30 protein-coding genes are annotated in these 25,673 nt (G+C 54.2%); 15 read left to right on the top strand and 15 right to left on the bottom strand.

Annotation, left to right across the window (positions count from 1 at the left end; all coding sequences use genetic code 11):
- Window positions 1–25: 25 nt before the first annotated feature.
- Window positions 26–1,087 carry a peptidoglycan-binding domain-containing protein gene (locus K1718_RS10690; protein ID WP_265684389.1) on the bottom strand — a complete coding sequence of 354 codons (1,062 nt, stop codon included), beginning with the start codon at window positions 1,085–1,087 and terminating at the stop codon, window positions 26–28.
- A 208-nt stretch (window positions 1,088–1,295) separates the two neighbouring features.
- Between K1718_RS10690 and K1718_RS10685 the strand changes: the two genes are divergently transcribed.
- Entirely contained in the window at window positions 1,296–1,550 is a 255-nt protein-coding gene (locus K1718_RS10685; protein WP_152500907.1) for a hypothetical protein, read from the top strand.
- Window positions 1,551–1,692: 142 nt separating this feature from the next.
- Here K1718_RS10685 and ald read toward each other — a convergent pair whose 3' ends face one another.
- Entirely contained in the window at window positions 1,693–2,832 is a 1,140-nt protein-coding gene (gene ald / locus K1718_RS10680) for an alanine dehydrogenase (protein ID WP_152500906.1), read from the bottom strand.
- 182 nt (window positions 2,833–3,014) lie between these two features.
- Between ald and K1718_RS10675 the strand changes: the two genes are divergently transcribed.
- Both K1718_RS10675 and K1718_RS10670 read left to right on the top strand, forming a co-directional pair.
- Window positions 3,015–3,482, top strand: coding sequence for an Lrp/AsnC family transcriptional regulator (locus K1718_RS10675; protein ID WP_265684388.1), 468 nt, complete (start codon window positions 3,015–3,017; stop codon window positions 3,480–3,482).
- A 209-nt stretch (window positions 3,483–3,691) separates the two neighbouring features.
- Entirely contained in the window at window positions 3,692–4,582 is an 891-nt protein-coding gene (locus K1718_RS10670; RefSeq protein ID WP_265684387.1) for an SMP-30/gluconolactonase/LRE family protein, read from the top strand.
- Here the strand turns inward: K1718_RS10670 and K1718_RS10665 are convergent.
- Together K1718_RS10665 and K1718_RS10660 are read right to left on the bottom strand one after the other, a co-directional pair.
- Window positions 4,571–5,569: a glutathione S-transferase family protein gene (locus K1718_RS10665; protein WP_265684685.1), complete on the bottom strand. Its 999-nt coding sequence runs from the start codon at window positions 5,567–5,569 to the stop codon at window positions 4,571–4,573. The genes K1718_RS10670 and K1718_RS10665 overlap by 12 nt on opposite strands.
- A gap of 38 nt (window positions 5,570–5,607) precedes the next feature.
- The gene (locus tag K1718_RS10660) at window positions 5,608–6,039 is read right to left on the bottom strand and encodes a DoxX family protein (RefSeq protein WP_265684386.1); all 432 of its coding nucleotides are present in this window, start codon (window positions 6,037–6,039) and stop codon (window positions 5,608–5,610) included.
- A 107-nt stretch (window positions 6,040–6,146) separates the two neighbouring features.
- Here K1718_RS10660 and K1718_RS10655 point away from each other — a divergent pair, with 107 nt between their 5' ends.
- Window positions 6,147–7,046 carry a LysR family transcriptional regulator gene (locus K1718_RS10655; RefSeq protein WP_265684385.1) on the top strand — a complete coding sequence of 300 codons (900 nt, stop codon included), beginning with the start codon at window positions 6,147–6,149 and terminating at the stop codon, window positions 7,044–7,046.
- A 25-nt stretch (window positions 7,047–7,071) separates the two neighbouring features.
- Here K1718_RS10655 and K1718_RS10650 read toward each other — a convergent pair whose 3' ends face one another.
- From K1718_RS10650 to trhO, 3 genes are all read right to left on the bottom strand, one after another.
- Entirely contained in the window at window positions 7,072–7,296 is a 225-nt protein-coding gene (locus K1718_RS10650; protein WP_152500901.1) for a hypothetical protein, read from the bottom strand.
- Between the two features lie 40 nt (window positions 7,297–7,336).
- Window positions 7,337–7,924 carry a hypothetical protein gene (locus K1718_RS10645; RefSeq protein ID WP_152500900.1) on the bottom strand — a complete coding sequence of 196 codons (588 nt, stop codon included), beginning with the start codon at window positions 7,922–7,924 and terminating at the stop codon, window positions 7,337–7,339.
- Between the two features lie 126 nt (window positions 7,925–8,050).
- Window positions 8,051–8,875 (bottom strand): oxygen-dependent tRNA uridine(34) hydroxylase TrhO, encoded by an 825-nt coding sequence (trhO, locus tag K1718_RS10640; RefSeq protein ID WP_265684384.1) that lies wholly within the window; start codon window positions 8,873–8,875, stop codon window positions 8,051–8,053.
- Window positions 8,876–9,253: 378 nt separating this feature from the next.
- On the opposite strand from trhO, the gene K1718_RS10635 reads away from it, so the two are divergent.
- The 3 genes from K1718_RS10635 (at window position 9,254) to K1718_RS10625 (ending at window position 12,421) form a co-directional block, all read left to right on the top strand.
- On the top strand, window positions 9,254–10,342 hold the full coding sequence (locus K1718_RS10635) for a YjgN family protein (protein ID WP_152500898.1): 1,089 nt from the start codon (window positions 9,254–9,256) through the stop codon (window positions 10,340–10,342).
- 203 nt (window positions 10,343–10,545) lie between these two features.
- The gene (locus tag K1718_RS10630) at window positions 10,546–11,616 is read left to right on the top strand and encodes a M48 family metallopeptidase (protein WP_265684383.1); all 1,071 of its coding nucleotides are present in this window, start codon (window positions 10,546–10,548) and stop codon (window positions 11,614–11,616) included.
- A gap of 124 nt (window positions 11,617–11,740) precedes the next feature.
- A complete protein-coding gene (locus tag K1718_RS10625) occupies window positions 11,741–12,421 on the top strand; it encodes a GntR family transcriptional regulator (protein WP_152500896.1) in 681 nt (226 codons plus the stop codon).
- A 148-nt stretch (window positions 12,422–12,569) separates the two neighbouring features.
- Here the strand turns inward: K1718_RS10625 and K1718_RS10620 are convergent, their stop codons facing one another.
- The 7 genes from K1718_RS10620 to K1718_RS10590 are packed head-to-tail and all read right to left on the bottom strand — an operon-like array spanning window position 12,570 to window position 18,490.
- Window positions 12,570–13,439, bottom strand: coding sequence for a dioxygenase family protein (locus K1718_RS10620; RefSeq protein WP_265684382.1), 870 nt, complete (start codon window positions 13,437–13,439; stop codon window positions 12,570–12,572).
- A 10-nt stretch (window positions 13,440–13,449) separates the two neighbouring features.
- Window positions 13,450–14,757, bottom strand: coding sequence for a TRAP transporter large permease (locus tag K1718_RS10615; RefSeq protein ID WP_265684381.1), 1,308 nt, complete (start codon window positions 14,755–14,757; stop codon window positions 13,450–13,452).
- The gene (locus K1718_RS10610) at window positions 14,754–15,314 is read right to left on the bottom strand and encodes a TRAP transporter small permease subunit (protein WP_152500893.1); all 561 of its coding nucleotides are present in this window, start codon (window positions 15,312–15,314) and stop codon (window positions 14,754–14,756) included. Before K1718_RS10610 ends, K1718_RS10615 begins: the two co-directional genes overlap by 4 nt.
- Window positions 15,315–15,345: 31 nt before the next feature.
- The gene (locus K1718_RS10605) at window positions 15,346–16,431 is read right to left on the bottom strand and encodes a C4-dicarboxylate TRAP transporter substrate-binding protein (RefSeq protein WP_265684380.1); all 1,086 of its coding nucleotides are present in this window, start codon (window positions 16,429–16,431) and stop codon (window positions 15,346–15,348) included.
- A gap of 31 nt (window positions 16,432–16,462) precedes the next feature.
- Window positions 16,463–16,918 carry an OsmC family protein gene (locus K1718_RS10600; RefSeq protein ID WP_265684379.1) on the bottom strand — a complete coding sequence of 152 codons (456 nt, stop codon included), beginning with the start codon at window positions 16,916–16,918 and terminating at the stop codon, window positions 16,463–16,465.
- A 10-nt stretch (window positions 16,919–16,928) separates the two neighbouring features.
- Window positions 16,929–17,609 carry a malonic semialdehyde reductase gene (locus tag K1718_RS10595; protein ID WP_265684378.1) on the bottom strand — a complete coding sequence of 227 codons (681 nt, stop codon included), beginning with the start codon at window positions 17,607–17,609 and terminating at the stop codon, window positions 16,929–16,931.
- The gene (locus tag K1718_RS10590) at window positions 17,606–18,490 is read right to left on the bottom strand and encodes a fumarylacetoacetate hydrolase family protein (protein WP_265684377.1); all 885 of its coding nucleotides are present in this window, start codon (window positions 18,488–18,490) and stop codon (window positions 17,606–17,608) included. The genes K1718_RS10595 and K1718_RS10590 overlap by 4 nt, the downstream gene beginning before the upstream one ends.
- 101 nt (window positions 18,491–18,591) lie before the next feature.
- Between K1718_RS10590 and K1718_RS10585 the strand changes: the two genes are divergently transcribed.
- From K1718_RS10585 to K1718_RS10550, 8 genes are all read left to right on the top strand, one after another.
- Entirely contained in the window at window positions 18,592–18,978 is a 387-nt protein-coding gene (locus tag K1718_RS10585; RefSeq protein WP_265684376.1) for a YciI family protein, read from the top strand.
- A 96-nt stretch (window positions 18,979–19,074) separates the two neighbouring features.
- Complete coding sequence (locus tag K1718_RS10580) at window positions 19,075–20,349, top strand: malonyl-CoA decarboxylase (protein WP_152500888.1); 1,275 nt, start codon at window positions 19,075–19,077, stop codon at window positions 20,347–20,349.
- Between the two features lie 122 nt (window positions 20,350–20,471).
- Window positions 20,472–21,530, top strand: coding sequence for an MBL fold metallo-hydrolase (locus K1718_RS10575; protein WP_265684375.1), 1,059 nt, complete (start codon window positions 20,472–20,474; stop codon window positions 21,528–21,530).
- Window positions 21,531–21,711: 181 nt separating this feature from the next.
- Complete coding sequence (locus K1718_RS10570) at window positions 21,712–22,086, top strand: ArsR/SmtB family transcription factor (RefSeq protein WP_265684374.1); 375 nt, start codon at window positions 21,712–21,714, stop codon at window positions 22,084–22,086.
- Window positions 22,083–22,541 carry an SRPBCC family protein gene (locus K1718_RS10565; protein WP_265684373.1) on the top strand — a complete coding sequence of 153 codons (459 nt, stop codon included), beginning with the start codon at window positions 22,083–22,085 and terminating at the stop codon, window positions 22,539–22,541. The genes K1718_RS10570 and K1718_RS10565 overlap by 4 nt, the downstream gene beginning before the upstream one ends.
- Window positions 22,538–23,113 carry a dihydrofolate reductase family protein gene (locus tag K1718_RS10560; RefSeq protein WP_265684372.1) on the top strand — a complete coding sequence of 192 codons (576 nt, stop codon included), beginning with the start codon at window positions 22,538–22,540 and terminating at the stop codon, window positions 23,111–23,113. The genes K1718_RS10565 and K1718_RS10560 overlap by 4 nt, the downstream gene beginning before the upstream one ends.
- A gap of 206 nt (window positions 23,114–23,319) precedes the next feature.
- Window positions 23,320–23,784, top strand: a complete 465-nt coding sequence (locus K1718_RS10555; RefSeq protein ID WP_265684371.1) for a hypothetical protein — start codon at window positions 23,320–23,322, stop codon at window positions 23,782–23,784.
- Window positions 23,781–24,044, top strand: coding sequence for a hypothetical protein (locus tag K1718_RS10550; RefSeq protein ID WP_152500882.1), 264 nt, complete (start codon window positions 23,781–23,783; stop codon window positions 24,042–24,044). The genes K1718_RS10555 and K1718_RS10550 overlap by 4 nt, the downstream gene beginning before the upstream one ends.
- Before the next feature lie 353 nt (window positions 24,045–24,397).
- Here the strand turns inward: K1718_RS10550 and K1718_RS10545 are convergent, their stop codons facing one another.
- Window positions 24,398–25,177, bottom strand: a complete 780-nt coding sequence (locus K1718_RS10545; protein WP_209006890.1) for a hypothetical protein — start codon at window positions 25,175–25,177, stop codon at window positions 24,398–24,400.
- Between the last annotated feature and the right edge of the window lie 496 nt (window positions 25,178–25,673).

The following is a 25,673-nucleotide window of genomic DNA, read 5'->3' as shown; positions in this document are numbered from 1 at the left end:
CGCACCCAGGCTCCAAAGGTCGCGTTCACCCGAAGTCCCTAATCGGATTAAACGGCGCATCCACTTTGGCCAGACGGAAAAAGAGACCACTTTGCTCGGTTTTCAACTTATTGAGGTGGATCTTAAACTCAGGGTTCTTGTGAAACAGTTCAGGGCTGGCCATTTTTTGAAATTCGAATGAAGAACCATGATCCTTTCGCAGGAATCTGACGACCCTTCCGTTGCCGAGCGGCTCTTGATTGAGCTCAGACCTGAAGATGTTGACAACGGTGATGGCAAGAAATTCGCCCCGGTTCTTGAACCAGAACTTCCGATCAGCCGCCTTTGCAGAACCAGTTTCTGCTCCAGGAGGGTGGGTTGCTGGATGCAATCCCGCAACCTCCTGATCGGACGTGTATTTACCGTTTGAATCACGCATTGCATGAAAAATCTCATGCAAGAGTGTCATTCCCGCCTTGAAACCCGGTCCCAAATAGGATGGTGAGCCCGGGACATATTTTCCCGGCGTGAAGAACAAACGCGGAGGCTGGCCTGCGCCTGCCGGCTTAAAGCGGGCATCTGCCTTTGCCAGGTCCCCTTCGGGAATAACTCGGATTTTCCTCGGCATTGGACCAAAGGCGTGGAATACAACGCGCGGCACGGTTCCGGTCTTGAACAAGCTCTCCATTTGCTCCCGCACGGCTTGCACATAGCTGGATGGCCGCCAAATATGTCCTTGCTTCAAATTGGCGGGCTGTGACGATCCCATAATCTTGAACGTATCGTCCAACTCAGAGGCTGTTGGAAAAGGTAGAGAAGCAAGGTCGATGTCAACCCGTCCGATTGTGGTCGGACCAATCAATCCGTCATCCACAATAAGCTGATGGTTTTGAAACAGCTTGACCGTCGATTCAGTGCCGCCACCGAAAACACCGTCGAAGACGCCCGGAACGCTTTCTGAGTGGGTCATGTCATAGCCCAACCGATCCAACGCTTTTTGTGCGGCCGCAATCTCTGGTCCTCTGCGGCCGCGCTTCAGATAGTTGCTGTTCGTCAACTGTCTTAAAGCGGCGACGGCGTTTAGTTCCGGTGATCTTAAGTTCAGCATGGCAAACCACTCACTCGCATTCTGTGCCTGCGGCACGTTCGCTCAAGGGATATCTGGTTTCCAAAAACAGTCTCCTCCGAGACAGCATCCATGAAAGTGATCCGCGTCACATTCAGAAAGATTTGATCGGAGACATGGATGTCGGAAGGTATAGAGTGACAAGCAATACATCGGCACGCCCCAGGGCAGCGCAAGGGACCCAGACTTCATGAAAATCGAGATACCGGAGGAACCGACCCACATGGTGACAGCAATTGTCGCCTATGCCGGTATTGCCAAGCGGCTGCATGTGGAACTTGAAAAACATGCAGAGACTGCCGGGATCGACCTGGAAGCCATTAAGTCCGATCTGCTCAACCAGGCCAAGAAGACCGTGCCACACGGAGATTTTGCCAAGGACGAGGTCGGCCTCTACCACACCATGTTTGAAGCCATCGATACTATTTTCAAGCCGACAAAATAGTCACTCAAGGATTTGGGCGATCAGTTATGCCTTTTCAGACCCCAGCCGCATTGTCTGCTTGCCCATCCGCTCCTTGGCAATGACTGGACCAAAAAAAAAGCCGGCATGAAAAGCCGGCTTTCTAAGGTTTGCCTGTGTTGGATCAGGCAGCCTGGCTGGCACCACCCTGTTCCAACGCGACTTTCGGATCGACATAGTCATATCCAAGTGCTGTTGCGACAGCTTCACAGGTAACCTGACCGCCGATGACGTTCAGACCCGGCAGGAAGTGAGGATCGTCGAGCAGGGCCTGCTTCGCACCCTTGTCAGCAAGTGCAAGCGCGAAAGGAAGCGTTGCGTTGTTCAGGGCATAGGTCGAGGTCTTCGGCACTGCGCCCGGCATGTTGGCAACACAGTAATGAACAACATCGTCTATGATGTAGGTCGGATCTGAATGGGTTGTTGCGCGCGATGTTTCAAAGCAGCCACCCTGGTCGATGGCCACGTCTACCAGCACCGAACCCGGCTTCATGCGGCTGACAAGATCCTTCGATACAAGCTTCGGAGCTGCCGCTCCGGCAACCAGAACCGCACCAACAACAAGATCAGCTTCCAGCACCTGGCTCTCAAGCGCCGCCCTGCTGGAATAAACTGTCTTGAGGGCCGGGCCGAATGAGAGAGCAAGTTCACCAAGAACCGCCGTATTGCGATCAAGCACGGTCACATCGGCACCAAGTCCAATGGCCATGGTAATTGCATGAGCGCCCACAACACCGCCGCCGATCACGACGACCTTCGCAGGCTCAACACCGGGAACTCCACCGATCAGCGTACCGGAGCCGCCATGTGCTTTTTCAAGCGCCTTGGCACCGGCGATCACCGACAGACGACCAGCAACCTGAGACATCGGAACCAGAAGCGGCAGACGACCACGAGCATCGGTTACGGTCTCATAGGCAATGCAGGTTGCGCCGGACTTCACCAGATCTGCTGTCTGTTCGGCATCCGGAGCCAGGTGCAGATATGTGAAGAGAATATGATCTGGCCGCAGCATTGCACGCTCGCCTGCCTGCGGTTCCTTCACTTTCACAATCATCTGAGCGGCGTCGAAAACCTCTTTCGCCGTCGACAATATCTTTGCACCAGCAGCTTCATAGTCGGCGTCGCTCGCGCCGATCCCGACACCAGCCTTCGTTTCGACAACGACCTCATGACCATGTGCAGTCATTTCAAGAACGCTGTCGGGTGTCAGACCGACCCGGTATTCGTGGTTTTTGATTTCCTTTGGCACACCAATACGCATTTCCATCTCCTCTGAAAGCGTTCTTTGATTGCCTTCAATTCTACGCGCCTTCTTGTCGAATGTGCTTGCGTTCACTGTTCTTAAAATGACATGCGACACAATATTTGTGCGCAAAATATCCCAATCTTAAAATTTCCTGCTAAGTTGACATTACATGACAGCAATATATGCGGTGCAACATAATGCAACTCGACCGTCTCGACCGGAAAATCCTGAATGTGCTTCAAAGCGAAGGGCGCATCGCCAATGCAGACCTTGCCGACAAGGTCGGGCTTTCTCCTTCAGCATGCCTGCGCCGGATGCGGACCCTGGAAGACGCAGGGATCATCGAAAGATACGTAGCCCTCCTCAATCAGAAGAAACTCGGCAGACACATGGATGTTTTTGTCGAAATTTCGCTTGTCGGACAGTCCAAGGAAACCCTTGAGAACTTCGAGCGCGCGGTCGCTCGTTCCGAAGAAATCATGGAGTGCTTCCTAATGGCCGGAGATGCGGACTATATCCTGCGCCTGACGGCACATGACCCAATGGATTTTGAGAGGATACATCGGGATCATCTGGCCCAATTACCGGGGGTTCTGCGCATGAAATCATCATTCGCGATCCGTCCGATCGTCCGGCGCACAGCGATACCACTCAACGGCGAATAGGCCTTGAAACAAGCATTTATCTTTCTGTTTTGCAGGATGATACGCAGCATTTTTCATTGGTATTGGCGGTCAACATCGTGCTCGTAATGACCGTTTCCTCCCTCGCAACAACCTCTGACAGCCGCCCCTTTGAAGTCTCGACGCCGCGAGCCCTGCCCGCTATAGTCCGCCTCCATTCAAAGACTTGGTTTTTCAAGGAACCCGCGCCGGTGTCTCACACGATCACCCGTTTTATCGACACGACCTACCAGCTTGCCGAATGCCCTACCTGGGATGACAGAAAAAACCGCCTTCTCTGGGCCGATATCCAGGGCCGAACGATCCAGTCCATGGATTGGGAAAGCCGTGACATCACCACCTGGCATTTCGACAATGAGGTCGGGTCCTTTGGCCTGACCGAGGACGAACGGCTGATCGTCGCTGTCTGGGACAAGGTGCTGCTGTTCGATCCGGAGAGCGGCGACAGCGAGGTGCTGGTAGAGATCCAACCCGATCAGCCGCGCACACGTTTGAATGATGGAAAAGTCGGCCCGGACGGAGCGTTCTGGGTCGGAACCATGGACACCAACTCGCCGCGTGATCCGATTGCTGGACTTTACCGGGTCGATGCCTCCGGAGAGGCCGCGGAAATTCGTGACGAACTGTTATGTTCCAATGGCCTCGCCTGGACACCTGACGGCACGTATATGTTCCATTCCGACACCTCTCCTGGCTGGATTGAATATTATACTTTCGATCCTGTGGCAGGCACGCTCGGATCAAAGATGCTCTTTGCGCAGCAGACAAACGAAACCGGACGCCCGGACGGGGCCACTGTCGACGCTGACGGCAACTATTGGAGCGCAGGTGTTTCGGCAGGTGTTCTGAATTGCTTTGCACCTGACGGCAATCTCTTGCAGGCGATCAAGATGCCTGTCGAGAAGCCGACTATGCCCTGCTTCTGTGGCCCGGATCTGGATCATCTGGTCGTGACCAGCATCAAGCAACCGTCAGATCCGACCGCGATTGAGCCTGACACACTCTCCGGAGGCCTGTTTCTCGTCGAGGGTCATGGCCAAACGGGTCGGAAAACCTATCGCTTTAAAACCTCAGGCCGCTGACCGGTGAGTTGTCGGTTCCACCGAACCTTCATCGAGAAAGGGCAATGTCGGTCCGAGTGGAACAAGACCTGCGGGATTGAGGGCTTCGATTGAGTAGTAACCCGCCTTGATGTGATCAATTCGCGTGCTGTCTCCAAATGCCGGCTGATTGTAGAGCCGCTCAAGATAAGCGCTTAAGGCGGGATACTCGCGAATGGCCTTCAAGTTGCATTTGAAGAGATCGACATAAGCTGCATCAAAGCGAACCAGTGTCACAAAAAGCCGGATATCACTTTCAACGATATCCTCTCCCGTCAGATACGCACGCCCGTCGGACAGTTGCGTCTCGAGCATGTCGAGCGTTGCGAAAATGGTTTTGACCGCTTCTTCATAAGCAACCTGGCTTCTCGCAAAGCCTGCCCGATAGACCCCATTGTTGAGTGTGTCATAGAGAAGCTCGTTGAGAGCCTGAATCTCTGACTTCTTTCCGGCAGGTGTCAGAGTTGGCTTTTCTCCGGTCAGATTTTCAAAACCGGTGTCGAATATCCGGATGATGTCGGCCGACTCGTTGTTGACAATCGTCTGTCTTGCCCTGTCCCAAAGCACGGGAACTGAAGCCCGTCCACTATATCCTGGGTCGGCCATTGAATAGAGCTCGTGCATGTATTTTGCTCCGATCTCCGTGTCCGCCCCCGTCGACCCTGGAAAGTCGCCAAAGCTCCAGCCTTGTCGGGTCATCACAGGTTCCAGAACAGACACTGAGATGATGTCTTCAAGTTTTTTGAGCTTGCGGGCAATGAGGGTGCGCCCTGCCCAGGGGCAAATGTAATTGACAAAGAGATGATAACGGCCGGCAACCGCCTTGTGCGCAATCTGCCCCTCCGGTCCGACAGCCCCATCTGGTGTAATCCATGACCTGAAACTGGACGTCTGACGAACGAACCGTCCCTTGTCATCGTTTTTTTGATAAGGGTGCCAGTCGGCACTCCATTTCCCATCAACAAGCATCATTTCGCCTTTCTATAAGCATTGAAGGGAGCCTGTGATCAGGCCGCCGGTACCTGTTGCAGAGTTACTCTCCCGCCCTCAAGGGAGAGCGCATAGGCCCCACTTCCAAGCAGAGACTGAACGATCAGCGCCAGCGCCCAGAATGCAGGGAACTCCCAGCCGCCGTTCTCATTGGAAAACAGCCAACCATTTTGCGCATGAACAAAGACTATTGCTCCAATGAGGATCGGCAAAAGCGCAAGGCTCACATAGCGGGCAAACAATCCGCTGATCAGGAGCAGCGCACCGATCACCTCAGCCAGAATTGTCACGTAGGCCAGGGCCGCTGGAAGCCCCAGTGACTGAAAGAACCCGACCGTACCGGCGGGCGTAAAGACAAAAAACTTGAGCCCGGCATGGGCTAGGAAAAGAAGTCCCAATGAAACACGCAACATAAGCGCGGCATAAGGAGCGGTCCTGGTATCAATCATCGTGAATTCCCTGAAGTCTGATTTAGGTTGCTTCAGAGATTTAATTGAAGAAGAATATGCGATAAATATGCGAAAAAGAAACTTATAGTATCAAAAAAGTATACAATATGAATCTTATCGACTGCATGCGGGCCTTCTCGGCTGTTGTTGAAACTGGGTCCTTCACCAAGGCGGGCGACAGACTGAACTTGTCGAAAACTCTGACGAGCAAAAAGGTACAGGCGCTTGAGGCACATCTGGGAACCCGTCTTTTGAACCGGACGACCAGAAGCCTCAGTCTTACTGAAGCCGGTCACCTCTTCCATGGGCGGTGCGGGCAGATCCTGGAAGATGTTGAGGAACTGGAGGCCTTGATCCAGAACCAGGCAGCCAGTCCACGTGGCCGTTTATCGGTGACAGCACCGACAACATTTGGCGAAATGTTCATAGCTCCGCTAATGCCGGCATTTACCGAAAAGTTTCCGGAGATTTCCGTCGATCTCAATCTCACCGACCGGCATATCGACCTTGTCGACGAAGGCTTTGACGTGGCAGTCAGAATTTCTGACTTGGCAGATTCCGCGCTAATCGCAAGGAAACTTGCTCCTGCCCCGATCCACATTTGCGCTTCAATTGACTACTTTAGAAAGTACGGAAAACCTGCGCATCCAACTGATCTTGAACATCATCGATGCGTGATCGACACAAACTTTCAAAACGCCAGTTCCTGGCCGTTCAAGTTAGATCGCGAAATTCGATCCGTTCAGGTCAACGGCCCGCTAGCGGTCAACAGCGCACGAGCGGTTAAAGATATCGTCCTTGCCGGAAGTGGGATCGCGCTCATTCCGGGTTATATGATTGCCAGAGAACGCCGTGAGGGTCAGCTGGAAACCGCACTGTCCGACTTCAACGCATTCAACATCAACGTCTATGCGCTTTATAACTCCAAACGCAACCTGGCTCCGAAAGTCCGGGCCTTTGTTGATTTTCTGGCCGACAAACTCTCCGAAACCGCCACCGACTGGTGATTGGCAAAGGATCGAATTGAGCCCGTCAGCGCTGTTCCTTACCGCAGGATTTCAGCGCTGCAATGACTTGTTCGGCAGTAACGCCCGGCACCTGGATCTTGGTCTCGCCGAATAGGTGCACAACGGCGTTTTCACCGTTGGCATTTGTTTCGTTGAAGATCCGCACAGATTGATTTTCCGGTATGAGAACAGCCATGGAGCCGCCTTCCACACTCAAAAGAATGGACGAGGCTATCAAGGTACAAATCATCGGCCTTCTCCGGACAGATAAGAGATCATTGCAAAGCGCCTCAATAGCGACAGCCGCGAACCCTTACCGGTTTCCAGACAGTTCTGGCGGGCTGAACCTGCACCTGACGACTGACTGTCCTGTAGACTGCCGGCTTTTGGACCACATGGCTCCTGGCCGGTTGGATCAAGACCTTTTCCTTGACCGAGCTGTAGACGGCTGGATGGCGCACGGCGACTTTTGATGCCGGCTGGACCAGAACCTTCTGACTGACGGTTTTGAAAACGGCCGGATGCTTGACCTTGCACAAGACGTTACGGCCTTTGATCATCCGGTATTCCCAGCCAATGCTAGCTGGCTGCACCTGCACCTGGCGGTGCTGCGTCTGATAGACGGCCGGGCTCTTCCGGTAGGTCACACGCTCAGGCTGCACCAGAACACGCCGGCTCTGATAGCCGTAGACCGCGGGCTTTTTCACCACGTAGCTGGACGCGGCCTGAACCAGAACCTTCTCATGGACAGTCTTGTAGACAGCTGGCACGGTTGCCTGCTCATAGCAGGAAAGCGCCTGGCCGCCAGCAAATGCAGCTGACCCCATCAATGGACCAATCACCAGCGCGGCAACCGCGCTCCAGAACCTGCGACGCATAATACTTCCCCCAGTCTGGTGCAGAAACGGCTCTGCCCTTTGACTTTAGGGAAGTTGATCAATGGGTTAAAGCGAAAAAGTTAACAATCGTTAACGCGTTTCGTGCCAATTCGGGACTGCCCCCCGTCAGACCTTCGTCTGCGCGGTCTGGGCCTCGTCGCTCCGGAGACCTTTTTCGTAGTCCGTGTCTTCATTGATTATGTGTTTGGCTTCTTCCGGCACCCACTCGCCCCAGCGCGGTTGCAACTGGTGGTCCACCGAAACCCTGTCATCGAAAACGAAGCATTCGCCTTTCCAGAGACTGTTTTCTTCCGGAACGCTTTCAAGGTAGTTCAGGATACCCCCTTCAAGATGATAGACTTGGTCAAATCCGTTTTTCAGCATCCAAGCAGTTGCTTTTTCACAGCGGATACCGCCCGTGCAGAACATCGCCACCTTGGGCTTCTTCTGCAAGGCTTCCTGGTCTTCCACCCAAGCCGGGAACTCTCGAAACGATTGCGTCTCCGGGTTCAGCGCCTTTTCAAAAGTGCCAAAGGCGAATTCATAGTCGTTGCGCGTGTCGATCACGACAACATCCGGGTCGGAGATCAGGTCGTTCCAGTCTTGGGGTTTCACATATTCCCCGACGATCTCATTCGGATCGATACCGTCAACAGCCAGACGCACGATCTCCTGTTTCAAGCGCACTTTCATGCGCTTGAACACGTGACGGTCAGTCCAGGATTCTTTGTGATGCAGATCTTTCAAACGCGGATCCGCGCGCAAGTGAGAGAGAACCGCACGCACGCCTTTTTCCGGACCGCAGATTGTGCCGTTGATGCCTTCAGATGCCAGCAAAAGACTGCCGCGCACATCCTGCGCCACACAAAAGGCTTTCAGGGGATCACGCAGCGCTTCGAAATCATCGAGCGGTGTAAACGAATAGAGTGCAGCAACGAGGAAATCGTTCATCGGGCTTTTTCTTTTTGTTGAATGTGCCTGGTACAGCGCAAGAAAATCTGGCGGCTGCTACGCATTTCGCACTCTCTATACAGGCTCGACAGCCAGTCTGCAAAGTCCGCAGTATCGCGGATCTCCGGGCCGCCTGCATTCGCCCGCTCCAATCATATGCAATCCGCGACATACCAGGTTCGACGGCACCGCAACCGGATTCGAGGCCGGTGTCCTTAACCATGCTGAAACGTATGATTGTACTCAGGTCTGAACTCCATTAATCAGACCATTCTGGTATCCAGATCACATACCAGAAAATCATTCCGTGCTAATGCCCATTCTCGCTAAGGCATATTATTCAGCATTCAGGTTTCTCTATTCAAATAGGCCAATGACATGGACACGACCCCCCAACCAACGCCTGTGACCCATCCGTTTCAATTCAACGGCCGGGCGGGCGAGTATTTCGGCATCTGGATCGTCAATCTGCTGCTCACGATTGTCACTCTCGGCATTTACAGCGCCTGGGCCAAAGTTCGGCATCAGCGCTACTTTTACGGAAACACGGTTCTTGATGGCCACAATTTCGAGTATCACGCCCGACCGATCAACATTCTGATCGGCCGCATCATCGTCATCATCGCGCTGGTAATCTATCAGGCGCTAGCGTTCATATCCCCTGCCCTGGCCGGTATTCTTATCCTGATCTATCTCGGCTTCGTTCCCTGGTTGTTCAACCGGTCCATCAGGTTCAATGCACGTGTTACCAGCTACCGGAACCTGCGCTTCAATTTTGAACCTTCTTACTGGAAAGCCTTTCTTGTTTTCCTCGTCATGCCGATGGTGGCAGTGTTTACAGCCGGCGTCCTGGCGCCTGTGGCCTCACGCATGCACAACGCCTATATCGGCAATCGCCTGCGTTATGGAAACTCCTCGTTCAAGACCGATCCAAACCTCGGCGACCTTTATGCCAACTGGGGTATGACCATCCTTGTCATGTTCCTTGGTTTCATTGTCATCGGGATCATTTCCGTTGCGGTTGCGCTGCTCTCGGGCATCGATTTTTCCGGCATCGGAACGGCCTTTGAAAGTGATGACGCTGTTCCCACCGGTTTTGCCTTCAGCTTCCTTTTGTTCGGCGTGTTGATCTATACAGCACCGGTTCTCGCCTTCATTTTTTATGCTGCCGGCGTCCGCAACATCGCCTTCAACAGCACGACACTGAACGAAAACCGGCACCGGCTGCACTCAAGCCTCAGCCGTCGACGTTACCTCTGGATCCTGCTGTCCAATCTCGTTGTCATCCTGTTCACACTGGGTCTGATGCGTCCCTGGGCTGCAGTGCGTACCTGGCGCTATTTTGCCGACCAGACGCAGTTGAAATCGCTGGAGCCACTGGACACGTTTGTCGGTGACAACATTCAGGAAGGTTCTGCGGCAGCTGCCGAGTTCACCGCCATGGAAGGCATTGAATTCGGCCTTTAGAGCAAAGGGAGCAATTGCCGCACTGGTACTGAACCCGAAATCTGCTTTCATGCGAATGCGCATGAAAGCAGATTGTTCTAAAGGGTCTGGCCCATATAAACGAGCATTCAGGTCGACCAGGACAGAATTGCAATGCAAAATCACAGCTCCGCGGGTATTCCCGCGCAGATCTGCGCCTGTTTGGCGCTCGAAGGTATGATTTTATGAACCCGGACCCGAACCAAGCCGGCAACCGAACCATCATGCAGACCGTTAACGGCAAGTTTTTCGAAAGCGGCGAGGCAAAAAGCCTCCCTGCAAAAATCAAGAGAACCGGAGAACTGATCCTTGTCGACATCGACGGTCAGCCCAGCGCGAGAATGCTTGAGCTTGACCGTGTCAGCGACAAGCTTCATGGACTTTCCAGGAAGGTTTATTTCGCTGGTGGAGCCGTGTTCGAAACCGAGGACGACGCCGGCATTGACGAACTGTTCGGTCACAAGGGCGGTTTCGTCGATCAACTGAACCGTTTCGAAGGCTCGCTCAAATGGGCTGCAGCTTCCTTCATTCTGTGTCTCGTCGTTGTTTTTGGTGCCTATCGCTGGGGCTTGCCCCTGGCCGCCTATGCTGCGGCTCATGTCACTCCGACTGTTTATTCCGACATCCTCGACTACGGCACTTTGCAATCTCTCGACAGATCAGTCTTTTCTGCGTCCGAATTGCCGGACAGTGAAAGACAAAAGTTTCAGACTGTCTTCGAGGAACTGCTGCAAACCGCGGAATTGGAACCGGACAGCATGGATCTGGAGTTTCGCAAAGGCGGCATCTTTGGCGCCAATGCATTCGCACTCCCAGGCGGGACCATCGTCGTGACCGATGAGCTGATCACATTCAGCGAAACACTCGATGAAGTGGCCGGTGTGCTTGCCCACGAAATCGGTCATGTGACCGAAAAGCATTCTCTCCAGCAGATTTATCGAGTGGCCGGGTTTTACCTGCTGATCGGCGCAGTCACAGGCGATGACGGTCAGCTGTTGGATGAATTGGTCGCTCAGGCAGGCATCCTGCAATCCAGAGCCTATTCACGTGAGTTCGAACACGATGCGGACCGGGTCAGCGTTGAATTGATGCTGAAATCAGGCAGGGACCCACTCGCGGTGACGCGCCTCCTGGACAAGGTCCTCGCCGATTGCGGAGAATCCTGCGAAAGAACCGATATTCTTTCCACTCATCCAGGGATGATTGACCGCAAAGCCGCCATCAAGACACTGATTGAGAAACAGGCTCAAAACTGATCTGCCCTGAAAATCGGCATTCGGCAGCCCAGATTGGCCATATCCCTATCAAATTTGCTTGACCTTACCTGGAATACTTCTAGTTAAAAGTGGTATAACAGCCATAATATCGATATTATCAGGTATGAACATTCAAACACACATCGATCCGGCACAAGAGCCCTCAGCAACGCAACGCGCTTATTTGTCCATCAGGCGTATGATCCTGGTAGGTGAACTGCCCCCCGGTCAGAAGTTGAAAATCGAGAATCTGCGCAAGATCCTCGACATGGGCGGATCGCCAATTCGCGAAGCACTGACCTTGCTGGTCTCCGATCTTTTGGTGGAACGCCTCGATCAACGCGGTTTCCGCACAGCAGAAATCAGCCCGCACAACTTCAGCGAAATCCTGAAATTGCGCTGCCAGCTTGAGGAGATGGCTCTGCGGGAAAGCCTGGCTGTCGCAGATCAGGCTTGGGAAGATCGACTCGTGATCAGCCATCACCGGATGATGCGTGAACCACGCGGCAACGTGGAACGGTTTGAAGAGCTGCACAAGGCCTTTCACATGAACCTCATCAGCGCCTGCAACTCGCCGGTACTGCTCAAGTTCTGCAACCAGCTCTACGATCTCAACATCCGCTACCGGTATCTCGCCGGTAAAGCGCTGAATTATTCCAAGCGGGATATCGGCAAGGAGCATCAAGACATCATGAACGCTGCGGTCGATCGCGATGCGGACCATGCCTGTGCCCTGCTTCTGGATCACTACAAGCGGACCGGCGCTTTCCTGGAAAGACACTTCACGCTCGAAGCTGCCGAATAGGCGAAACACGCAATGATTTGCTTTTGTTTCCTGGCGCTGCTGCTGCGAAGGTTCAACGCGAAAGATCCCACTTTCTGAAAGAAAGTATCAATGCGCCCTGCAGCTCAATCAGGGTTTTGTGTGAGCCTGTCTCTGTCTTTTGACGGTCCTATTCGCGAACCAGCACCAGATCAAAATCCGCCACAAGATATGGTCCGTCTACTTTTCCGGATAGTTCAAACCCTTCGGTTGGAAAGGTTCCGGCAGCCTCTTCGACATAAGTCATGACAAGATCCGCACGCACGCCAAAAACCGTGTCCTGATCCAGGTAAGGATCGTCGTCGGGGAAAATCTCCGTAACGAGTGGCCGGAAACCAGGCGCTTTGACAATATAATGGAGATGTGAGGGCCTCCACGGGTGGCGTCCGCTTGCCGTTAATATGTCGCCCACCGGCCCGTCACTTGGCACCGTATAGCTTACGGGTTTGACGGTGGTAAAAGCGTAACGCCCGTCCTTGCCGGTCGTTTGAATGCCATGAAAGGAATAGGTGTCCTGATCCGGGTCCTGGCTGGAGTAAAGCCCGTTTGGCGCTGTTTGCCAGATGTCGAGTTCAGCACCTTCGATTGGTCGGCCTTTTTCATCCCGAATGGTTCCCTTGGCAAGAAGAACCTGCTCGTTGAAATCCTGCCTGAGGTCCCCTCCAATTGCCAGAGGCGGCGAACCGGTGATGTGGAACGGCCCGAGCACGCTTGAAGATGTGCCGTGCGGATTGGAATGAAGCATGTCGACCAGAGACGATAGTCCGAGCACATCTGAAAGGAGCACGAATTCATGGCGCTCCTTGTCAGAGATATCGCCTGCCCATTCCAGAAACTCGATCCCCTTCTGCCATTCTTCATGGGTCAGGTTGGTCTCTTTTGCAAAGGCATGCAGGTGTGTGACGAGGCTCTTCAGAATCTCCTTCAATCTCGGGTCCGTGTCAGGCCCGAAATAGCTCATGAAGACGTCGGTAATGTTGTCCTTGGTCACGTGACGCATGACAGAGTTCCTAGTTCAGTATGGCCAGGCTCAGAGAAGGCCAGCGGATCAGAATAATGAGGACGATCAGCATCACCACCGCAAAGGGAAACGCGCCGATAAAGACATCCTTGAGTGAAATCCGCGGATCGTTGAGCGTTGCCTTGATAACAAAGCAGGATATGCCGAGAGGTGGTGTCAGCAGCCCGATCTCGGCACCGACGACCGTGACGATGCCGAACCAGATCAGGGACAGCCCCATGGGCTCGACGAGAGGCAAAAACAGCGGCACGACGATCAGGATAATCGAGGCCGTGTCCAACAAAGTGCCGAGGAAGATCATCAACAACACGTAGATGACCATCACCCAGAAGAAGCTCATCTGGGTTTCAGTCAGAAGGTCGCCAAGTTCATTCGGCAGACCGGCAAGACCCAGCATGCGGCTGTAGATCGATGCAGCGGTAATCAAAAACAGGATGGATGCCGTGATGTGCCCCGTTTCGAGAAGCGTGCTCCAAAGAGACTGCAGCGACAGACGGCGCCGGAAGGCTGCAATAACCAGACCCAGAAGCGCACCGGCGGCACCGGCTTCAACAGGGGTGAACCATCCCGTGTAAATACCACCCAGGACCACGGAAATCAGGAACAGCGTCGGCAGGGTCTTTTCGGCGATTTCCCAGGGAGACATCCATTCAGTTTCCTCCGCAGGTCGCCCACCCACATAGCTGGGTGCAAATCGGCCCATCAGAAAGATGGCAATCACATAGGCTGCTGCCAGCAGAAGGCCTGGCACCACACCGGCCAGAAACATGTCGCCAACACTTTGCTCGGCAACAAAGGAATAGATGATCAGCATGGCGGAAGGCGGAATGATCATGCCAAGGACCGAAGACCCAGCGACAACGCCGACGGCAAATCGCGGGTTATAGTCAAAGGCCAGCATTTGCGGGACGGAGACCTTTGAAAACACCGATGCTGAGGCAATCGAAGATCCGGTCACGGCAGCGAAGACAGCATTGGCGCCGACTGTTGCCATGCCGATGCCACCTTTGACCTTCTTGAAACCTGAATTCATAACCGCATAAATGTCGGCTCCCAGCCCTGCTTTTGAGACAATCAGTCCCATGAAGGTAAACAGGGGAACCGTGGCGAAAGTGTATTCCATCACACTGTCGCCAATCGCGATCTTGAGAAGATTGACGGCCAGATCGAAATTGTCCCGCATCAACACGATCGAGACAAAGGACACCAGCCCAAGCGCGATTGGAATGTAAACACCGAGATAGACCAGTACGACAATCGCGATGACGGACAGAATGCCGATTTCAAAAGGGCTCACGCGTTATCCTCTGGCTGTTTGGTGTAACGGACAGGGTCGGTGGACCTCTCACCGGTCAGGGCTTTGAGAGCAAACAAGATCAGGCACAGGGCTGCGCTCAGGAATATGGCAAGTTTCAGCGGCCACCAGGGAGCCGTGAAAATGCCCGGGACGCCGAAATAGTCCTGTGTCTCGTACATTTCCAGAAACTCTGGCCAGATTGCATAGGCAACCAGCGTCATGAACACGGCCGAGGCGAAGTTGATGATCCGCCGGATCGATTCAGCAAGTTTCGGCTTGGTCGCCTGAAGGATTGTCAGAAAACCGTCCGACCGGGTGAGCCGGTTCATTCTCACCACGTCGGGCAGTTGCAGGAAGACAATCAGCACCATGGAGAACTGAACGACTTCGACAGCGCCGCGAAACGGTGCGTTGAACAAACCGCGCGCGACGACGTCGTAATTCACCACCATGATCAGGGCGAGCACGATGAGGGTACCAACTGCGTTGGCACCCATGGCCACCCAGTTGGCAAGTCTGGAGAAGGCGCGAACGCCAGAAAGAATTGGACGCAACATTCTGGCGCTCCACTTGTGCGCTGCTGGCGCTTTACTGAGAAAGCTCTGCAGACCAGTCGCGGACAGGTGAGTACCCGGCTTCCTGCAGCTTCGTCATATAAGCTTTCAGCATATCGCTGCCCGGTTCACCTTTGGAATCCAGCTCTGCGGCCCATTCCACGGCAATGTTCGGCATGGCTTCCGCCCAGTTTTTCCGCTCAGCCGGGTCTAAGTCAACGACCGTCCCACCGGATTCGACAAATGCTGACCGACTTGCATCGGCTCTGTCCATGGCAATGCCGGCAACGTGGTCGCGATACTCAACAGCCACTTCCTGCAGGACATTTTTCACTTCGTCCGGAAGACCGTCCCAATAGTCCTTGTTGACCGTGATCGTCTTGGAATTCACCGCACCAAGGTCAGCCTTCAGCATGTAGGGAGCGACTTCCGCGATCTTGAATGTCTTTGCAGCTTCCGGCCAAAGCATCGCATTGTCGACCAGGCCGGTCTGCAGCATGTTGTAGAAGTCGGTCAGACCGCCACGCACGCCTGCAGCACCTTCGATGCCTTCAAGATACCGCAGGTTCATGCCGGCTCCGGCGACCTTGCTGCCCTCAACATCCTTCAGCGAGTTGACCGGGTCCTTGGAGAACAGCTGATAGGTATCGAGCACGACGCCAGTTGCCAGATAGACCTGGTTTTGTGCCTCGAACTCCTTCTGCATCGTCGGGAACTCTTTGGCGATCTCATCCACCGCCTTGGCAACCGCCCGGGAATCCGGAGCAATGAACGGCGTTACGGCTGCAAGCGCCTGGCTTGGCAACTTGGATGAATGGAAAATCGTCGTGACGATGCCGATGTCGCCCAGTCCGAGTTTCACACCTTCCAGAACACCTTTCGGCTTGACGATGGATCCGCCATAGCTCTCCTGCCAATCCATCTTGTAGTTGCCGGTCTCAGCAAGACGTTTGTCGACTTCCGGAATAAAGAAGTTGGTGAACTCCTTCACCCAGAGCGCTCGTGCCGGATATCCGTCAATAACCACAGCCTTGATCGTTTCCGTCGCAAAGGACGGTACTGCGGTTGCACTCAGGAAAGCCAGCGCCAATGCGCTCTGTCTTGTCAGTTTTCCAATCATGGCATTCTCCTCCCAAAGAAAGCGAGACCGGTCAGGCTTTTTGCCAGATCGTCTCAAGTTTGGTCCCTGACTGTTCGAACAGTTTGGACAAGGGACAGTATTTTGCGACTTCATCGCCGACCCGCCGAAGATCGTCTTCCGAAAGACTTCCGTCGACGCTCACAACCTGACGCAATGCAACAAAGGGAACGTCAATCTCTTCCTCCAGCGTGACGCCCCTGCGGTCGAATTCGCAGGTGATTTCAATTTCCATATGACCGATATCAACACCGAGTTTCGCAGCGCATTTGTGTCCGATGACATTGGTGCAACCGGCCAGTGCCCCAAGGGCAGCCTCAGTCGGTGCCGGTCCAAGATTGGTCCCGCCCCGTGCAACAGGCTCGTCAATCGAATAGCTGACATCGCGAATTCCGATATCCGTCCGCGAATGCGACAGGCCATTTGCCTTTGCCCGGAGTTTGACGACTGTTTTTTCCTTCAAGGCCACGGACCGAACCTCACAGAAACTTGCAAGCCGTGTCGAACGGCAGCCTTGGCAATTTCTGAAACAGAGCTGTTTCGTCGGCATAGCCGAGATTGCAAAGGAAGTTGGATTTCAGGGATGTACCCGAGAAGAACTCTTCATCGACGATCGCATTGGAAAACCCGGACATGGCTCCAACATCCAGTCCAACAGCACGAGCCGCGATCATGAAATAGGCACCCTGCAGGGTTCCATTGCGAAAGGCGGTCACCTCGGAATGCTCGGGCTTGTGCATGAAATGGGGGCGCCGGTCTTCATGAGGAAACAGGTATGGCAGCTCTTTCCAGAACTCGACATCATGCGCAATGATCACGGAAACCGGTGCCGACATCATCTTGTCGATATTCTTGTCTTTCAACGACTTGGCCAGACGCTGCTTGGCTTCGGCTGTTTCGACAAAAAAGAAGCGCGCCGGGCATGAGTTCATGCTGGTCGGCCCCGCAGCGGTGATGTCGTAAATGATTTCCAGCAACTCTCGCGGAACAGACTTGTCCTGCCAGGCATAATGCGAGCGGGCCGAGCGCAGGATCAGATCGATGCTGTCATTGTCCAGCGTCTCGATCCGGTCACGCAGGTCCCTTATGGTTGCTTGCGCTTCCGCCCTCAGTTTTGCGAGCGCTTCGCCTGAAGGTGCCTTGGACGCGATCATGTTCATTCAGCCGCCTCCGTCGTCACCTGATCTTCTTCTGCGACAATCGGATTTGCGCAAATGCCGATGCCTTCGATCTCGACCTCAACAGTTTCACCAGGGCGCAGCCAACGCGGCGGCTTCTTGGCATGTCCTACACCCGGAGGCGTTCCCATGGCCAAAAGGTCTCCAGGCTCCAGTGTTGAGAATTCTGAGACAGTCGCAATGGTGCGGGCAACGCTCCAAAGCATGTCCGATGTGGTTGCGCTCTGCAGTATTTCAGTGCCGACGCGAGACTCGATCTTGAGCCCATCAGCGCCCTCCGGCAGCTCGTCAGGCGTTACGATGACTGGACCGATCGGCCCTGTTGCGTCGAAATTCTTGCCCGGTGTCCACTGATGGGTCTTGCGCTGGTATTCACGCACCGAGCCGTCATTGAAAAGGGTGTAACCAAAGACATGATCGAGCGCGTCTTTTTCGCTGATGTGCTTGCCGCCCTTGCCGATGATCACCATCAGCTCCGCTTCATAGTCAAGTTGTTCGGAGCACGACGGGCGGACCATCGGCGCACCTGCCGGGATCATGGATGTGGTGCACCGCATGAAGAGCGCCGGGTAGACCGGAACGTCATAGCCGCCTTCCTTGATGTGGTCGACATAGTTGAGGCCGAGGCAGATGATTTTGCCGGGGCGGATGACCGGAAGTCCAGGTGTTAAAGAGGTGACCGGCTCCGCGTCCACCTTGTTCTTTTGTCCTGCAAGGCTGTTCAGATCCACCGATCCTTCGATCAGCGGCCTCAGATCCGTGCCAACCCGTCCGTCAATCGCCGTCAGGTTCCAGGCCCATTCCCCATCGACGAGAAAGACACCCTGCCCCGACAAACCTGTCCCTACAATAAACCGCATCATACGCCTCGGTGTTTCTGTAATTTTTGATACTTTGACGACTATCTTATAGATTGTCAAATAATATCGATTTTTTTAAACTGCCGGAAAGAAGGAGATCAATCATGCCGAAATGGGCAGACTACAAACGTATTGCCAAGGAACGCGGAGCACTCGCGCTTGAACTCTTTGTTGTGAATTCCAAACCATCCGGACCGGATGCGGACCTGCCGGGCACACTACCGGACCACCTGGCCTATCAGGCCGAGCTGGAACAGGACGGGAAACTGGTTTTTGCCGGACCGGTGTCCGACGCCACGGGTGAAGATATGAATGGCGAAGGCATGATCATTTACAGGGCCGCCTCGCTTGAAGAGGCCAGAGCTCTCGCCGAGAACGACCCGATGCACAAGCGCGGCGTCAGAACCTTCGCCATTCGCCGATGGTTGGTCAATGAGGGCAGTTTCACGGTTTCCGTCGGATTGTCCGGGAAGAAGGTCAGCTTCTCCTGACTTCCAGGTGTCGGCATTGCCTATTTGGGGGAGTGTCCGCGCTGCCCATGTACACCTATCTTATGAGACACAGCTGTCAGACACTCGGAGCCGCCCATGACCATTCTTGGCGATTTGCTGTCGACAATCTTTGAGCGCCGGTATTTCAGAGGACCGGCCGCGCAGTTCGACGGCCGTTCGCTTGAAGACCTCATAAAGGCGCTTGTTGGCGCAACAGGTGATGTCACAGGACTGACAATTGCCGATCAAATCCTGCTGCGATACCAGGAGCTGACCGATGAAGGGAAACTGGCCTTCTTTCATCATCTTGCCGGAGACATGAACATTGATCCGGAGCAGGTGCGCCAAACGCTGGACGCCTATGAAGCCAGCCCGAGCAAACAGACATATCGGGACTTCATGGCGGCAGTGGAACCTGATCGCCAGGAATTGATCCGTCGCTTGAACCAGATACCGGGGGCAACACAAGTTCTGGTTCAGATGCGGGCGGATCTGTTGCGGCTTGGTGGACAGGATCATGAGCTGCAGGCACTCGATCAGGACTTTCGGCACCTTTTCCTCTCCTGGTTCAATCGGGGTTTCTTGGTTCTGCGTCCCATCAGCTGGGAAAGCCCCGCGCATATTCTTGAAAAGATCATTGCCTATGAAGCGGTGCATGAAATCGGCAGCTGGGAAGATTTGAGACGTCGACTGGCACCGGTTGATCGAAGGTGCTTCGCGTTCTTCCATCCTTCGATGCCGGATGAACCCCTGATCTTCGTTGAAGTGGCTCTGACAAGCGACATTCCAGGGTCAGTCCAGGAATTGCTGGCCGAGGGCCGCGAACCGATCACGGCGGATAAAGCCAGGACAGCTGTCTTCTATTCCATTTCCAATTGCCAGGCAGGCCTCGCCGGAATTTCTTTCGGCAACTCCCTGATCAAACAAGTGGCCACGGATCTCGCAGCCGAGCTTCCGGATTTGAAGACATTCGTGACCCTGTCACCCATTCCCGGCCTCACCCGCTGGCTGGCCGACAACGGAATCCCATTCGAGGGCGCAGACGCTAAACAGCTCAAACTGCTCGCTGCCCACTATCTCATGTCGGCAAAACGGAAGGACGGGCTGCCGCTCGATCCGGTCGCCCGCTTCCACCTTGGCAACGGCGCGCTTGTTCACGCAGTCCATGCCGATGCAGACCTTTCCGAAAAGGGCACAGCACAGTCGGCCGGTGTGATGGTCAACTATCTCTATGACCTTGCAAGAGTTCCGCAAAACCACGAAGGCTTTGCGACACGGCAGGAAATCGCCGCGAGTTCGGACATTCGGTCGTTGGATGGCACGGCAAGAAAGCAAGACTTGAGCAATCAGGACCAGGTACCAGCTGCATAATGGCAGTCCTTTAAGTCCAGCATTTCATTGCAACAAAACCTCATACAATCGATGTAATTTTGCATTTGAATTAAAAATCGATATTATTGAATCCATAAATAATAAATCGATGGGAGGTGGACATGACACGGAAACTGGTTGGTGCCGTTTTCTTCGGTGCGTGCCTGTTGGTTGCCACAGGCGCACAGGCACAGAGTTGCCTGAAAGTAACGCTCACCGGCACGCAAGGCGGACCGCCCGTATTCAAAGGGCAGGCAGGCGCGGGAACGCTCGTGCAATTCGGATCTGCTGAAACCAAATGCAATGACATTCGATTGCAGTTCGACACCGGGCGTGGCACCACACAGCGCCTTAGCCAGGCAGGCGTTCCGGTCGGTCAGCTCGATGCGGTCTTTCTGACGCACCTGCACTCAGACCACACCGAAGGTCTCGCCGACATGATGCAACTGCGTTGGCATTTCAACTCCGGCGGTCCGAAGGTCGACCTTGTCTGTAGCGAGGAGACGAAATCACCGCTCGGCTTTTCGTTGAGCTGCGCACGCTTTGCCAAACACATTGGCGATTCCCTGATCCAGTCCGGCGAGATCGCGCAGCGCCTGGCGGAAAACAAGAAACGATTGCCTGGCGGACCGGCAGAGCTCATTGTCGTCAAGGACTTCAAACCGGAAGACGAGGCGCAGAAAGTCTGGTCGAAAGGGGATGTGTCGGTCAGCGCTATCCGCTCCACCCACATTGCCGGGCACGCGTCTTATCGCGTCGACACACCAGCAGGCAGCGTGGTCATAGGCGGCGATGCCGGAAATGACATGCGCAAGCCCCCACGCAAGACCTCCACATCCGATCAGGTTGAAAAGCTTGCAGCTGGCGCAGACATTGTCGTTCATTCAACCATTCACCCTGTGATGGGGCCTGACGGCGGCACAGGCTTTCCGCCGCCGATATTTTTCCGACAGAGCAACGCTACCGATCTTGGCCATCTCGCCAAGCGGGCCGGTGCCAAACACCTGATGCTGACCCATCTGATCCCGCCTGTTGGGGCACCACGTCAGGGTCCTTACAAACTGCCCGACGGCGCCCTGAGCGAAGACGACTACCGCGACGCGGTTTCAAAGAGCGGTTTTGAAGGAGAAACCACCGTTGGTCAGGACCTTGCCTCCGTGATGTTGACATCTTCCAACTGATTCAATGGCTCAAGACGGCCTCGGACGCACAAACTCCGAGGCCCCGAGCCGTTTCGACCGATCAGAATGTACGCAGCACATCGGTCTGATTGAAAACACCAGCCTGCTCTGGCTAGACCTTAAGATTGCACTGGTGACGGACTGGTCTTGACACTCTGGGCCGCGTTCATAATATAGCCATATGGCTATACATTATCAAAACAGTCTCGACCGTGCCTTCCATGCTCTTGGGGACGGAACTCGCCGCGAGATGATTTCAATGCTCGCAAGCCGCGGGGCTTTGTCCGCAGGAGAGCTGCGTGCGCCATTCGATGCTGCGCAACCCACGATCTCCAAACATTTGAAAGTACTTGAAAACGCCGGCCTTGTTCGCCGGGAAGTAAACGGGCGTGTCCATCACTTTCACCTCGTTGCGGACAGCATGAGACAGGCGGAAGACTGGATTTCACGGCATCGCACCTTCTGGGAAGGCGCTCTTCGGAACCTGGAAAGTTTCGTCACTGATGGGCAACCAGAGCTTCGGGCAACGGACGGAAGTGACGAGGATACAGAATGACGGAAGCTCCGATTCCGTTGATCGTCAGCCGTATCATCGCGGCTCCTTGCAACCGGATTTTCGCAGCCTTTACTGACCCTGCCGCACTTGCCGGATGGTTCAAACCAAATGCGGACACACCTGTCGAAATATTGACTTACGAATTTCGCGTTCGTGGCAGATACCGCCTTGCCTGGCTTTTGCCCGATGGAAGGAGACCCGTGGTTAGCGGCACTTTCGAAGAAATAGAGCGAGACAGGACAATCAAGATGACCTGGGTCTGGGAAGCTCCCGACCCGCTCGCAGGAGTACCAATGTGTGTCACATTTCACTTCGAACGATCCGGCGAGGCCACTGAAGTCAAAATTGTGCATGAAGGCATTCCCAACGACACGGCTTGCACGGTGCACCAGGAGGGCTGGGAAAGCACATTGGACCTCCTGTCAGACACTTTAATCGAAGGACAGGCGACATGAGAAAACTCGCGATTCTGACTTTTTTAACGATGGATGGTGTGATGCAGTCACCGAGTTCACCCGACGAAGATCGATCTGGAGATTTCGAAGGAGGCGGTTGGGCAGCGCCCTTCTGGCAAGACGTCATGGAGCAGGTTCAACGCGAAGCCATGAATGAACCCTATGACATGCTGTTCGGGCGAAAGACCTACCAGCTTTTTGCCGGTCACTGGCCGGAAGCGGAGGACAGCGGCCCTGCCCGCATAATGAATAGGGCAAGAAAATTTGTCGCAACAAGGACGATGGACGAGTTGACCTGGTCGCCTTCCGAAAAGCTGAGCGGCGATCTCGTGACCGAAATTGCGGACCTGAAGGCATCGAACGGGCCTTTGCTCCAGGTGCACGGGAGCTGGCAACTCATCCAGTTGTTGGCCATGCATAACCTGATAGACGAGTTTCGGCTTTGGACATTTCCGGTCGTTGCCGGATCCGGCAAACGCCTCTTTCAGGAAACGGGCTCTTTGAGCGGTTTTGTGCTCAAGAAACTGGAAGCCACCCAGTCAGGCGTTGTCATGAGTATTTACGACCGTTGAACAACAAGAATGCCGTTTAAAGTTGGCAAGTCTCAACTCGAACCTTGCCTTGAAAAGAGTGTCCGGTCGAAAATCCTTGATGCTTCGGATCAAACTCTAAGTCACGATCACAGAAACGTTGCGTTGCTTTTTCTGAAAACTTGTGTCTATTTTGGACAAAATTTGACCAAAATCGAAACATCGATTCTAGATGCAGGAACTCGCACGTGTCGCTTCAAGTTGAGACAAACCTTGAATCCGAGGAAGTCCAAAACCTGGAAAAGCTGGTCCACGACTGGTTTCTGGATATTTTGGCCGAACATTCCGATAAGGAAATCAATGCCCTACTTGGGATAAGCAGTTCGAAACTGTGGAAGTTGAAAAACGGCCATCAGCGTTTGCAGGCGGTCGAACTGCTTCTGTTACATCAGGGACTTGGCATTCCACTTCCCAATACTGTCAGGTCAGCTGACAGCGCATCAATACCGTTGAACGACAATTCCGACAGGCCTGCGCGCCCAACAGATACAAAGAAGCTATTTGATTTTGCATATGACCGTGTCTGCGATCTGGAGAACAGAAAGCCGGCAGCCTTGCGCGCAAATGCGTTTGAGCGACTGGAGCAGACATTTCACATTCTAAAGACTGTCCAGGGCACACCCGAGGCCTTGGAGATTAAGGACCTTACATGAACAACAACGCAGACTTCACTGCGGAGCAATTGACATTCCTGCAGCTCTTTCACATCGCAGCCCAGTATGACTGTCTTTACATCCTGGACTTTTACTGCATGAACGAATTCGATCACGACAAGGTCACAGACCTGAGTGACAGTGAACGCCGGCACCTGGCGGAACTGGCGGAACGTGAAATATTCGAACATGCGATCGAAAACGGCTATCGGCCAACCTTGCCTTTTAACGAGGGCGGAGAACATGAATTCCTTTGTTAAGAAGCTATCACTGGACCGGGTCGAAAGCGGCGCCGCCGGTGACGAAGCGCAGTTTCTCTACAAGTTCTGGCGTCAGAACGAAGGTTTCTACCTGCAAGACAGCCAGGTCACGCACCTGTCCAAGAAGCTGATGCTGTTCCGTCCGGACCTGGTTCCCGACGACGTGCCGCCAGTTACACTCATCGGAAAAGACTCGACATTCCGGAACTACCTGCCGCCGTCTGACCAACCAACATCCTTGCCGCTGGATTACCGCCGGAAAGTGGCACCAGGGTATCACGCGGCCATCCGTGGAGAGCCCTGGTACGACATTCAGCGCACCGGTGACATGATGGGCGAAGGCACACCCGACCTTACTCTTGAGCGGCTGGTTTTGAAGTTTCAGACGCCGGGAGGTTTTGAGCGGATATTCTGTCTTCTATGGCTTTTGGAGGAGCACTCAGGATCTGGTCTATCATATCCAGAACATCATCACGCTCGTTTCCGGCCAGGTATAGGTCGTTATCAATCGGGATGGGTCCACCAGCCTGCCAGCGCACCGCATTTGCATGCAGGCGCGTGAAGCCACACGACCTTAGAAAACCGTCCTTGAAAACGCGCTTTTCCATCCAGCCGTAGTAAAAATCCGCGTCCCATTCGTCGAGCGCTTCAATCTGTGCGATGCGGTTCAGCATGCCGCCGAGATGAGAGTTCTGCCATTCAGGACGCACTTCAGTGCCCCCCATATAGACCGTGTCTCCGGTGATCTTTTCAGCAAAGCGTGGCTGTTCTTCTGCCAGTTCGACCTGACCGCCGGTTTCTGCCGGAAAGCAGCGATAAAAGTGTTTACGCCAATAGTCCGCCAACGTCTGTGGAGGTCGGATCTGGTCAAGGCGTGCGCACACCCTGCCAACCAGTTTGTCCTTCACATCCGTCACCCCGAGCCAGAACGCCCGTCCACTGGAGAATGTCTGTGTTCGCGGAGAAAAATGTGCCTCGAGAATCTTTAGTCCACTGCGTTCGGCCATCCTATCAATCTGATCGAAGTCGTGCCCTCGGTGCAGCGTAAGACCTTGCCTCGCAAACGCGCTGTCGATCGCGCCCCAGGCGCGCTTCAAACGTATTGGATCGACCTCGGATCTCAGCTTGACCATGTGCCCACCAGGTAACTGTTACGCTAACTTGTCCAAGAGAGAACAACCCCGCTGCATCGGACGCACAACTTGAATGACCGCTAAAGCTGCAATATGGCAGCAAATGACAGCGGATCGTTTTCCACGGTATCTGCGTCGCCTCAAGCGATAAACAAAATACGTCTAGAGGCGCCAGAAATACCAGTATCAATGAACCTTGTGGTAAATACCGATGATCAACATTAACAGACCTTTGCCTGAATAAAGGCAGTCGCTCTCGGAGATCGTCGTGATCAGGACCAAGGTGCCCGGTTCGATTGGCACTGCGCAGGCTCAGGCTAGGTGGGAAAAAATCGTCGGGAACGCCATCACGACTTCCATCGCACTCTTCAGCTGAGCTGGAACAGTCTTCATGCGGGAAATAAGCACGTGCCTAGCTTTGTCCCGGTTTCCCCTATCTCCATTGCCAACTCGCCCGCAAATGTCATACGGCAGCGCTCGGTAGGGGGCGCTGGAG

This window comes from Roseibium porphyridii, from assembly GCF_026191725.2.
GTDB lineage: Bacteria > Pseudomonadota > Alphaproteobacteria > Rhizobiales > Stappiaceae > Roseibium > Roseibium porphyridii.
The sequence above is the reverse complement of the archived record's forward strand: the minus strand, read 5'-3'. Positions and strand labels throughout refer to the sequence as shown.